Below are 11708 nucleotides of genomic sequence, written 5' to 3' on the forward strand. Positions count from 1 at the left end.
TTTGTTTATCTATTTCACTACCTTAATTTTATCTTTTTCTTGGCGTTTGCTTCTTCTTCTATTTTCATTGTCCTTTTGTCGTCTCCATTTTCCGTTGACAAGGAATATACTATCAAATATAAAAAGTTTTGTCAACGACTTTTTTTCATTTTTTTTGTTTTTTTTTATCTATTGGTATTTTACCATTGATTTTACTGACTTTAACTTTTGAAAAAAAATTGCTTTTTCTCTCCGGACTGCTGTGCAGCCTTATTTTTCTTTCATGTTTTTTCATCAATCTTTTTTATATTTCAAATATTTTTTTATCTTTTTTCAATAATTCAGGCTTTTTCATATCTAATATAGTATATATATTCTATGATTTAATGAATTCTTTGATATTTTCATTTTCTGTTACATATATATAAGTATGGTTTTATTTTTTTTACGGCACTGCACCTACGTTAATTTAGTATATTAAAAGTTCTTTATTAACAGGTGTAAATTTTTGTAATTATGCTTTTCAAAAACTCTGAATTGTTTTTATTAAATTATGGGTTATCATTATAGTGGGTGAGATAATATGAAAATTAATAGCCGGTTGTTGAAAATTGTTAATTTTTTGTATCAGAATAATTCAACTAATATCAAAGAAATAGCACAGTCTCTGGATATAAGCGAACGTGCTGTCAGGTATGAAATTGATAATCTTAATTTTATACTGGAAATGAATGGTGTCCCCGGAGTAAAAAAACTTCCTATGGGTACTTTGAAAATTGATAAGAGTTTTTTTAAGACAAAATATGTTCCTTTATTGCATAATATAGTAAAGGAAAGTAAACAGGACAGAAGTAATTTTATCAAATTTCTGTTTCTTATCGAGAACTCTATTAACATTTCCCAAACAGCCAAGAAGCTGGGAATCAGCAGAGCTACTGTAAAAAATGATTTACTTGGATTAGAAGAAGAATTCAGAATGAATAATATAGTAACAGAAGGTCAAACTATTATTTCTTCTGAAAAAAATACAAGAGATTATCTGTTAAAATGTTTTTCCAAAGACATAAATTCTTTGAATTACTCCATATCTAACAAAAATGAACTGATCCATATGTACCTTTCAGAAAGAATAAATCCAGTTCATATTCATGCAATAAAAGAATTTATCCAGCAAATGACCAGTGTTTTTAAAAATACTGATAATACTTTTTATGAATTTATATTCTCTTATATAGCAGTAATTATTTTAAGAATAAGAGAGAAGAGAGGATTATATGATATCGAAAATGAAAATTTTCTCGAAAATATAGATGAATATCGTATTATTTCTGAGCAGGCGGAGTTTTTGGAAAATTCTCTGAATATAAAATTTACTAAAGTAGAAAAACTGCAGTTAACAGATTATATTTTAGGTTTTGTTTCTTATTCATACAACACTTCAGTTTTGGAGAACTGGATTGAAATTGAAATATTCGTTAAGGATCTGATAGCTTTGGTTAATGAAAGTCTTGATCATGATATCCTTGGTGACGAACAGCTCGCCGAAGGACTTTTGAACCACATGAAACCACTTATTTACAGACTGAAAAATAATTTTTCAGTAAATAGTGATATTTATATAAAAGCTGTTGAGGAACATTTCAATATTTTTTATCTGATAAAAAAATCTCTGGGGAAATTTAACTCCATAATAGGAGAGGAAATTTCCGATTCGGAGATAGCACTGCTGACATTGCATTTTCTGGCTTCTATTGAGAGAAATAAAGATAAAAACGATAATTATAATAAGAATATTCTATTAGTCTGTTACGGCGGTTATGGTACTTCAATGCTTGTAAAAAATACTCTTGAACAAAACTATCATGTAAAAATAGAAAGTGTAATATCTTATTTTCAGCTTTCAAATTATAATCTTTCAAATATAGACTATATTATAAGTACAGTTAAGCTGAAAAATAAGCTGGCATACCCTGAAAAACCTGAAATTATCGAAATAACTCCGTTTTTTTCCATAGAGGATCAAAAAACACTGGAAGAAAACTGCATTTTTAAGAAAAAAAACAATGAAATCAATGTATCTGTAAACGAAATAGTAAAAATTGTAAAGAAATATGCAACTATCCATAACCCTGAAAGCTTAAACCATGAACTTGTAAAGATTTTTGATAAAGAAACTTTTTATCCGGTTAAGGAAAATAATTTTATGGATTTTATCTCACCCGATAAAATTCAATACACAGAAAGTGTAAAAGACTGGAAAGAAAGTATTCATCTGGCTGGCAGCAGACTCTTGCAGTCTGGTCATATTAACAAGGCATATATAGAAGAAATTATCAGTATCACCGAAAATTTTGGAGCATACTTTGTTTTAGGCAATAAAATAGCTATCCCTCATGGACAGCTTGCTAAAAATGTTTATAAAAACGGAATCAGTGTACTTTATGTAAAAAATCCCGTTATCTTCCCAAATAATAAAAGTGTTTCCCTGATATTTTTTATGGCTGCACTGGAAAAAAATGCCCATCTAAAGAGTCTTGCATCTCTTCTGGATCTGGCTAAAAACAAGAAATTTTTAATAGAAATAGAAAAAATAAATAATAATATCGGACTTTTCGATTTAATTGAACAATATTCGGAGTGAGAAAAATGAATTTAATTGAATTTTTTAATGAAAAAAACATAGAGCTGGATCTGATATCAGAGTCTCCAGAAGAAATTATCAGAGCAGGAGGAAATCTTTTGATGGAAAACGGCTCTGTTCTGGAAGGCTATATTGATGAAATGCTTAACAGCTATAAAAAACTCAAAGCATATATGGTTATTTCCCCTGGAATAGCCATTCCACATGCAAGACCTGATTCTTCTGTTATAAAATCAGGAATCTCTTTTATACGGCTGAAAAACCCGGTCTTTTTCGGACATCCTGAAAATGACCCTGTTAGTCTTGTATTCTCTATTGCCGGTACCAGCGGTGATAATCATATAGAACTTATTCAGATGTTAAGCGAGATCTTATTTGACAAAAATATTATGAATGGTCTTTATAATGTAAAAACAAAAGAAGACTTTTTAAAATTATTATCTGAGAAGGAGGGAAAATAATGAGAATAATAACAGTCTGCGGAATGGGATTTGGTACCAGTCTTATGCTCCTTATGAGCATACAGAAAATCGGAACAAAATATAATATGAGTATTACCGGCGAAGCTGTGGATCTCTCATCAATGCACGGATTAAAAGCTGATCTGATTGTAGCTTCTTCTGAGATAGCAAAAGAAATCAGAGATACCGACATTCCGGTTATCGGTATTACAAATATGCTTGATGAAGACGAAATAGAAAACAAAGTCATACCTGCACTGCAAAATTTATAATATTTTATAAACTATAAAAGGAGGTTTTTAGAACTATGAAATTTTTATTATATCATGTTATCAGCATCCTGAAAAACCCGGCTTTTGTTCTGGGAATTATAGCATTTATCGGATTATTATCACTGAAAAGAAGTTTTTCCGACTGTATAAAAGGAACAGTAAAAACTATACTCGGATTTCTTATCCTACAGGTAGGGGCAGGTGCCATAGTGGGCGCTCTTATACCTTTTAGCACACTTTTTACGGCAGCTTTTGGTTTTACAGGAATAGTTGCCGAAGATAACTCTTTAGTAGCGGCAGTTCAGCAGTTTCTTGGTATTGAAACTGCGTTGATTATGCTTTTCTCTTTTATAATAAATATCCTTCTGGCAAAATTTACTAAGTGGAAATATATATTCCTTACTGGACACATGATGTTTTCCTTTGCGGGAACAATGGCGATTTTATTTGATCAGATGGGATTTTCAAGAATACAGATCATAATTTTCGGTTCAGTAATACAGGGAATATCTATGGTTTTTTTCCCTGCTATATCTCAGCCTATGGTTAGAAAAGTAACAGGAAATGACAATGTTGCCTTTGGTTTCTGGGGAAGTTCCCTTATTACATTTTGCGGTTATCTGGGAGGATTTGTAGGAAATAAGGAGCATTCCTCAGAAGATGTAAAGGTTTCAAATAAACTGGATTTCCTGAAAGACATGGGGGTTCTCATGTCTATTGTAATGGTGTGTGTTTATCTCGTAACCTCGATATTTGCCGGAAAAGAAAACCTTGTGGCAATTACAGGTGACAGCTCTGTTGTTTCATTCAGTCTTATGACTGCACTTAATTTTGTGGCCGGAATTCTTGTACTTCTTCAAGGGGTAAGAATGTTTCTGGGAGAGATAGTTCCTGCATTTAAAGGTTTCTCTGATAAAATAGTTCCCGGGGCAAAACCGGCACTTGATGTTCCTATCTTTTATTCTTATGCTCCCATTGCAGTTACTATAGGTTTCTTATCTGCTATGGCCGGCGGGATAGTAGTAACATTTATATCAAAATTTCTGCCTGTTACTGTTTTGCCGAGTGTTATAGGACTTTTCTTTATGGGAGGCGCTGCAGGTGTTTTTGGTAATACCACCGGCGGAAGAAGAGGTGCTGTAGTATCAGGATTTGTTTTAGGATTCCTGTTTTCACTTATTATAGCTCTTGCTTACCCTTTGCTGGATCTAAGTGCATATAACATACAGGGGCTTTGGTTTGCTTCTACTGATGCTATTTTCGTAGTCATCATTATAAGGGTTATAGGATTTATATTTGGTATCAAATAATTTTAGGAGGAAAAACAAATGAAAAAAATAAGAACAATTCTGGGGGATATTGAGAGGGAAAAACTTGGCTTTACATATACGCATGAACATTTAATCGCCGTTCCTCCTGCTCATCAGAAAGACAGAGATCTGGAATTAAATGATTATTATAAATCTTACTCGGAACTTTTGAAATTCAAAGATGCAGGCGGACAAACCCTTGTAGAGGCTTCTACTCTGGACTACGGCCGAAGTGTAAAACAAATGCGGCAAATGTCTGTTGATTCTAATATAAATGTAGTTTTTACCACAGGATTTAATAAACACATCTATTATCCCGAATGGGTTTCGGAAAAAAGTATAGAAGAAATTACTGAAATACTTGTAAATGACGTTACAAAAGGTGCAGAGGGTACTGATTCCAAAGCCGGATTTCTAAAAGGCGGCTCATGGTACAATCTTATCCATTCCCTTGAGGAAAAGACGACTATTGCTATAGGAAAGGCCGCTGTTCTTACAGGAGCACCTGTGTGGCTTCATACAGAAGCAGGTACTATGGGGATGGAAATGCTTGATATACTTGAAGAGGAAAACGTTGACCTTACCAAAGTAGCTGTGGGGCACTCTGACAGAAATGCCGATTTATTTTATCATTTGGAACTTTTGAAAAGAGGCGCTTATGTTCAGTTTGACGGAGTGGGCAAAGTAAAATACTACCCTGACAGCACTAGAATAGAGCTTATTAAGGGAATTATCGATGCCGGATTCGAGGACAAGCTGCTTATTTCAGGTGATATGGGACGTCAGTCTTATCTTCACTCATATGGCGGCGGACCGGGATTCGAGTTTATTATAAAGAAATTCATTCCAAGAATGCAGGCCGAAGGTATCAGCAATGAATTCATAGCAAAAATTTTCCTGAAAAATCCTGCTGACTGGCTTGCTCAGTTTTAAGGAGTATGATTAAAATGGAAAATTTTGAAATTGAATTTATGACAAGAACAGAAGTAAAGGAACATCTTGCTAAAAATCCTGTTATGATTCTTCCCACAGGTTCTACCGAGCAGCACGGTTTTCATCTTCCTTTAGGGACTGATACTATTCTTGCGAAAGCACTTGCACGAATGGTAGCTGCAAAAACAGACTCACTTATAATCCCTGCGCTTTATTACGGATATTCATGGGTCTGGCATAAGATTCCCGGTACTATAACTCTGGAACAGGAACATTTTAAAACAGTTTTGAAAGATATTATCAAAAGTGTAGATGAATACGGGACAAAACTTTTGATTATAATAAACGGACATGATGCTAATAATCAGTCTATAAAATATGCTGTAAGAGAAATGAAGTACCAGACTGATATGAAAATTCTTTATTTTTTCTATCCGAGGTTTTCTGAAATATATAAAAAATATTGTGTATCAGAGATAAAAAATAATCTGTTTCATGCCGAGGAATTTGAAACTTCGCTTATGCTTGCAGAAAATGACAAACTTGTGGATATGACCAAAGCAGTAAAGGAATATCCTGAATATACCCCGTTATACTCTTATACAAATGAAGTTCTCGGTGATATAAGTGCAAGCGGTGTATTTGGAGATGCCACTGCCGGGGATAAAGAAAAAGGAATAAAAATGTTTGAGGAGTTTTCCAATGAAATTTGTAAAGCTGTTGCTCTTTTAAAAACTAATAAATTATAAGGTGAAATATATGATAAATTCTAAAATAACAGGAATATTCAGAAACGTGGATGAAAGCAAAATTCTCAAAGCGGCAGAAATTTTGATTAGTAATAATATAGATACTTTTGAGGTCTCATATAATTCTCAGGATGCAGTAAAACAAATAAAACTTTTGAAAAAAAATTATCCTGATGCTAAAATCGGTGTCGGTACTATCTTAAATACAGAAGATCTGAAAAAAACAGAAGAAGCAGAACCGGATTTTGTTTTTACTCCTTCTGTTAATAAAGAAGTTCTTGAGTATTCTAAAAAAAATAATATAAATCTTATTCCGGGAGTCTTTTCTCCCAGTGAAGTGGCTTTATGTCTAAATTATGGTTTCAGTCTTCAAAAGTTATTTCCAGCTGAAAACCTTTCGGAAACATATGTAAAAAATTTGAAAGGTCCATTTAATAACGCTGATTTTCTTGCTGTGGGCGGTGTTACCAAAGATAATATAACAGATTTTTTCAAAATGGGTTATATTGGAGTCGGCATGGGGTCAAGTCTCATCAAAAACGAATTTTTGAAAAATGACGACTGGAATGCTTTAGATAAGCATATTAAAGATATACTGAATCTCATAAATGATTTTTTGTAAAATTTAAAAATATAAAATATGTAAGCTTTAGTAAATTTTTGAAATATATTTTGTACCATAAACAAACCCGCTGTTACTTTTTAAATAAAAAATCCTTCAGGATGTAACTTTTCCTCTGAAGGATTTTATTTTATTTCTGATATTTTATTCTCTGGCAAGGCTGAATTCTATCCCGCCTGTGAGTTCGTTGTTTCCGCTGTAATCAAGATATTTATCCTTAAAGTTTATTTTTCTGTTTTGCTCATCTACCACATTATAGCTTACATACGGATTTACAGTAAATTTCCCTATACCTGTATCAAAGGTATGTGAATAAAGCAGTTTCGGCGATACATAAAACCCGTTATTCTGCTGATGGTCGCCTGTTAGTCTTTCCCATTGGTTAACTACATTCAGATCAAGACCAAATCCGTAATATCTCGGTGAAGAATATGTTAATAATGCTATATAATTCAAATATACCGAGCTGTCTTTGTCAGACCCTGTATTTTTGGCATTTGTAGGTTTTCTAAGATGATTATTCAGCTGAACACCGTATATTATATTCCCGTATTTGCTTAGTAATATCGGTCCGCCCACAGCCAGATCAAGATCACCGCCGATACCTTCCGTACCTGTATCTTTATAATCCATTGTATATTTATCATGATCATTGTAATACACTACTCTCGGCGTTATACTAAACTGCTGCTGCCCCCAGAAAGTGAATCCTGTCATAGAACCCAGATAAAATTCATATCCATGCCCGTTTAACTGCTTCAAAGGTATCAATCCGTCAAAGTAACCGATTTTTACATTATCTGAATTTCCATATTTAAATCCCAGCATCAGTTCTGATTCTTTCCCGCCCAGTTTATATCCTTTACTCAGATAAAAATCCGTAGCCCAGGCATCTCCGGCGCTGTCTCCGTCTGTATTATAAAAATTACGTTTCGTCGCGTCAAAGTTAAACATAAGCCCTGCCCACTCATCATCAAGTAATATTTTACCGGATAATTCATTAAAAAACTGCCCGTACTGGAATTTTGAACTATCCATATTCCCAGCTCCATATCCGGTATTAAATTTTAACTCTTTCAAATCATCTGCGTATACAAACGATGAAAGTACAGCCAAAATAAATATATATCCTATTCTTTTCATAATTTTCTCCTAACTGTAATTTTGATTGTATGAATATAAAGTTACAAATCAGGAGCCTAAAGCTCCTGACCTGATAAATATTAATATTATTTGTTTTATTTAGTCGTTACTCTTACAGGACCTGCTATACTGTTAAACAAAAGATCTCCGTTAGGTAAAAATTGTACTATTGCATAAGCTCCGTTTCCATAGTTATCAAATCCGAATTTTGCTCTGTATACTGTTTTACCATTATCCCAGTCTAGTCCTGTTACTTCCCATCCTGTTTTTTCCACATATCCGTTTACGAATACTATATTTGACCCTGCACTTACTGAAGGAACCATACTAATCGAAGATACATCTCCTCTTGCCCATACAGATTTCCATGAATCTGTTTTTGGATCCCATTGTACTCTTTCTACTCCCACAGGCGGTTTAATTACCGGACCAAGTGCTATTACTCCGACTAATCTATCATCTGGTGCTTTATCCACTATATTATTCACAACAAATGCTCCGTAGCCTTTTACCACCACTGATTGTTCAGACTGTATCCATTTTGCAGTTTTTGGCTGACCCGCTGTTATAGGCATCTGATCCGCTATACGGTTTGATTTTGTTCCTGGTTTTTGTTTGAATCCTGCTGGTATTTCATCTCTCCAAAATGCTACTATATTCATTCGGTTTGCTCCGTCAGTAATTACCACAAGTTTATCCTCATCAGAACCAAATCCCATTAAAGTAGGTGTAGACCCTGTACCTTTTCCAAATTTTACTGAAGGTGGCTGCTGTCCTGTATCATATGCTGTTTTCCATGCTCCGTCTTTCTCATCCTGTGATAATTTTGTTCCTGTCCAAACTACCTTTCTCATATATTTATCAGAAGCTACATAAATTGCATTTTTTTCATCAACTGCTATTGAATTCGATATAGCTTCGTCACTTTCAAACTGAGCTGTTACAGGATTTTTAAAATCTCTTCCTACCACAGTAACTGAATGAGTACCAACTACTATTATTTTCCCGTCATATGTCATACTTATACCTTCTATATGTTCGTTACTTTGTAAAAAACCTTTGGCATCAAGTATTTTGTCTATTTTTATTCCTTTCGAAGGATTGTTTTTATCTATAAGGCTAAAAGCGTATATGCTGCTTCCAAGAAAATTCGCATATACCGTATTATTAGAATCTGCTACATTGTATGTCCCGTTTGCTATACGTGCAAGACTATTGTCTATTTTATAAATATTTTTTATAGCATCTTCAACTTCTGTTACGCTTTTATACTTTTTATTTAGCACTTCTTTATGCTGCTCTGGTGTTATAACTGCCATTCCCGGAACATTAAGTCTTGCTACTTCTTTGAATTCACCATTTGCTATATTAATATAAGTAACTCCCTGTGTAGAAACTCCCCACATATAATCCGGAGATGTAGATGCAAGAGTTATTATATTTATTGGTCCCCCTGTTACTTTTTTCATATTTTGTAAATTTACTGAATAATCACCTTTATTCACTTGATAAGGAAATGAATCAGACTGTGATGAATCAAAATGTGTTATTCCGTATAAAGGTGCTGAAAGATACGGATTTGGTTTCGCTGTATTTTCTGCATACAGACTCCCTGTTAAAATGATTGGTACTATACCTTTTACAATTGCTTTTTTCGATATTCTAAATATCTTATTAGCTATCATTCTTATTCCTCCCGATTGTTATATATTTTTTACAATACCTAAGACAAAAAGAAACTAAATATTTTATAAAATTTTTTCAATCATTTTACTGTACAACTTCATCAATTATTGTTATAACAAAATAACTTGACCGTGTCAACAGTTTTTTTGTAGATACACTTATAATATTTTTAGTTTCATGCAAAAAATGGATAAACGATACTCATTTTTTTGTTATAATTATCTTTTATTTTTTGGGGATGTTCTTTTTTTATTTCGGCTTTGGATGAACTTTTTGTGTTCTTTGTTGAAGCTTTAGTTTTAACTGATTGCTTAACTTTACTCTTTATACGATTATCTATCTGCATTTTTTCTGATTTTGATAACATTTCAGTTAATTCCTTGTAAAATGGTATGATATTTCTTTTCAGTATTTTTAGTCCTGTATGTCCTCCTACCATTTGAAGGATTATTCTTATCCACAAGGACAAAAGCATATATTTTACTTTCGTTAAAATCTGCATATAATGTATTTTCAGAATCTACAACACTATAAACACCATTTATAATACGTTCCAAACCATTTTCTATTCCACAAACATTTTTTACTGCCGAATCCACTTCAGCTGCACTTTTATATTTTTTTCTCAATACTTCTTCATGCTGTTTTTCAGCAATAACTTTTATGCCTGGAACATCCAGCTTTGTTGTTTCCTTAAAATTAGTACCTGATACATTAATATAAGCGACTCCTTGTGTAGAAACTCCCCACATATAATCAGTTGAAGTCGTTGCCAAAGTCATTATATTTATCAGCCCTTCGCTCACATACTGCATGTTTTTCAAATCAACAGAGTATTTTACCTTATAAGAGAACGTATCAGACTGTCCTGAGTCAAAACGCATTATAGTATATATCGGTGCCGTGAAAACAAGGGTTTCCTTCCGTATATAAACTTCCTGTTATCAGCAGCGGTAATAAGCTTTTGGCTGCTATTTTTCCTGATGTTTCCAATATTATATTTCCTGCCATTTTTGTTGCCCTCCTAATTTTTTTCATTTTCAAAAATAAAAATAAAACAATACATTTCATTATGTTACTTTCAAATATTCTATCTTTACATTTATCTGTCCAAATATAATATTCCACCTCCCTGCTGTCTGATTTCAATCTATTTTTATTTTTTAAATGACAATATTCAGTTTCAAAATCTATATTTAATTTTTTTACTGCCTCATTTAATTGCACCTTTTCTGTCATTACTTTCATATTTCATGACCTTTATATATCTATTCTTATTTTTTCAGGTGTAAGAAAAGAGTGTTCCTGATACAAACACACCAATTTTTTTTCAGAAACACTCTTTTTTTTTACTTTTTTACTAAAACACAGCTTTTAATGTTACTCCTGCTCTATACTCATTCTCGTTGCTGTTACCTGTTTTATATTCCCCTGTCAGAAATATTCCGTATCTGTCCTCTATTTCTGCTCCTATTATTGCCTTTGTGCTTAATACTCCTTTTTCTTCCTCCGGCTTTGATAATTTATGATAATCTGTTTCCACATTTACCAGTTTTGCATGCTCTCTTTCGTTCAAATCTCCCAGTTCATAACCATACGCTACATCCAAAGCACCTTTCAGTTTCCACTGGTTCTTTTCTCCCAGCGCCATTTCTCCTTTTAGTTCCACTCCTGCTTTTGGTTTTGCGCTCCACGCATCATTTCCCTGTACTTCCAAAGCTTCTAACCCGTCTTCGCTGAATGTCGGTCTTGTCATATATGTTACATCAAGACCGCCGTATGGTGTGATACTTGCATTCTTTCCTAATGATAATTCTTTACCAAGTTTATTGTTACTTGATATGCTGTATGTTTCATATGTCCCGTTCAGCTCTGATCTTCCTGCATTTGTCCAGTCTATATTTCTGTCTGT

At 33.2% G+C, this 11708-nt stretch carries 13 protein-coding genes; 7 read left to right on the forward strand and 6 right to left on the reverse strand.

The window, feature by feature from the left end:
• Positions 1 to 562: 562 nt before the first annotated feature.
• Genes NK213_RS17315 through NK213_RS17345 form a run of 7 tightly spaced genes read left to right on the forward strand, consistent with a single transcriptional unit; the run spans position 563 to position 6967 of the window.
• On the forward strand, positions 563 to 2620 hold the full coding sequence (locus NK213_RS17315) for a transcription antiterminator (protein WP_253351494.1): 2058 nt from the start codon (positions 563 to 565) through the stop codon (positions 2618 to 2620).
• A 5-nt stretch (positions 2621 to 2625) separates the two neighbouring features.
• Positions 2626 to 3081: a PTS sugar transporter subunit IIA gene (locus NK213_RS17320; RefSeq protein WP_253351496.1), complete on the forward strand. Its 456-nt coding sequence runs from the start codon at positions 2626 to 2628 to the stop codon at positions 3079 to 3081.
• Positions 3081 to 3353 carry a PTS sugar transporter subunit IIB gene (locus NK213_RS17325; RefSeq protein WP_253351498.1) on the forward strand — a complete coding sequence of 91 codons (273 nt, stop codon included), beginning with the start codon at positions 3081 to 3083 and terminating at the stop codon, positions 3351 to 3353. Before NK213_RS17320 ends, NK213_RS17325 begins: the two co-directional genes overlap by 1 nt.
• Positions 3354 to 3388: 35 nt before the next feature.
• Positions 3389 to 4663: a PTS ascorbate transporter subunit IIC gene (locus NK213_RS17330; RefSeq protein ID WP_253351500.1), complete on the forward strand. Its 1275-nt coding sequence runs from the start codon at positions 3389 to 3391 to the stop codon at positions 4661 to 4663.
• 18 nt (positions 4664 to 4681) lie between these two features.
• Positions 4682 to 5596 (forward strand): phosphotriesterase, encoded by a 915-nt coding sequence (locus NK213_RS17335; protein ID WP_253351502.1) that lies wholly within the window; start codon positions 4682 to 4684, stop codon positions 5594 to 5596.
• Positions 5597 to 5610: 14 nt separating this feature from the next.
• The gene (locus NK213_RS17340) at positions 5611 to 6345 is read left to right on the forward strand and encodes a creatininase family protein (protein WP_253351504.1); all 735 of its coding nucleotides are present in this window, start codon (positions 5611 to 5613) and stop codon (positions 6343 to 6345) included.
• 10 nt (positions 6346 to 6355) lie between these two features.
• Positions 6356 to 6967 (forward strand): bifunctional 4-hydroxy-2-oxoglutarate aldolase/2-dehydro-3-deoxy-phosphogluconate aldolase, encoded by a 612-nt coding sequence (locus NK213_RS17345; RefSeq protein ID WP_253351506.1) that lies wholly within the window; start codon positions 6356 to 6358, stop codon positions 6965 to 6967.
• A 144-nt stretch (positions 6968 to 7111) separates the two neighbouring features.
• Here the strand turns inward: NK213_RS17345 and NK213_RS17350 are convergent, their stop codons facing one another.
• The 6 genes from NK213_RS17350 to NK213_RS17375 form a co-directional block, all read right to left on the reverse strand.
• Positions 7112 to 8110, reverse strand: a complete 999-nt coding sequence (locus NK213_RS17350) for a hypothetical protein (protein WP_253351508.1) — start codon at positions 8108 to 8110, stop codon at positions 7112 to 7114.
• Positions 8111 to 8205: 95 nt separating this feature from the next.
• Positions 8206 to 9795: a hypothetical protein gene (locus NK213_RS17355; protein WP_253351510.1), complete on the reverse strand. Its 1590-nt coding sequence runs from the start codon at positions 9793 to 9795 to the stop codon at positions 8206 to 8208.
• Positions 9796 to 9971: 176 nt separating this feature from the next.
• Positions 9972 to 10163 (reverse strand): hypothetical protein, encoded by a 192-nt coding sequence (locus tag NK213_RS17360; protein WP_253351512.1) that lies wholly within the window; start codon positions 10161 to 10163, stop codon positions 9972 to 9974.
• A 1-nt stretch (position 10164) separates the two neighbouring features.
• Positions 10165 to 10680: a hypothetical protein gene (locus tag NK213_RS17365; RefSeq protein ID WP_253351517.1), complete on the reverse strand. Its 516-nt coding sequence runs from the start codon at positions 10678 to 10680 to the stop codon at positions 10165 to 10167.
• The gene (locus NK213_RS17370; RefSeq protein WP_253351519.1) at positions 10670 to 10807 is read right to left on the reverse strand and encodes a hypothetical protein; all 138 of its coding nucleotides are present in this window, start codon (positions 10805 to 10807) and stop codon (positions 10670 to 10672) included. The genes NK213_RS17365 and NK213_RS17370 overlap by 11 nt, the downstream gene beginning before the upstream one ends.
• Before the next feature lie 349 nt (positions 10808 to 11156).
• Positions 11157 to 11708: autotransporter outer membrane beta-barrel domain-containing protein (locus NK213_RS17375; RefSeq protein ID WP_253351521.1), on the reverse strand; the 552-nt coding region annotated here is incomplete at its 5' end.

This window comes from Sebaldella sp. S0638 (assembly GCF_024158605.1).
In the GTDB taxonomy this organism is placed as follows: domain Bacteria; phylum Fusobacteriota; class Fusobacteriia; order Fusobacteriales; family Leptotrichiaceae; genus Sebaldella.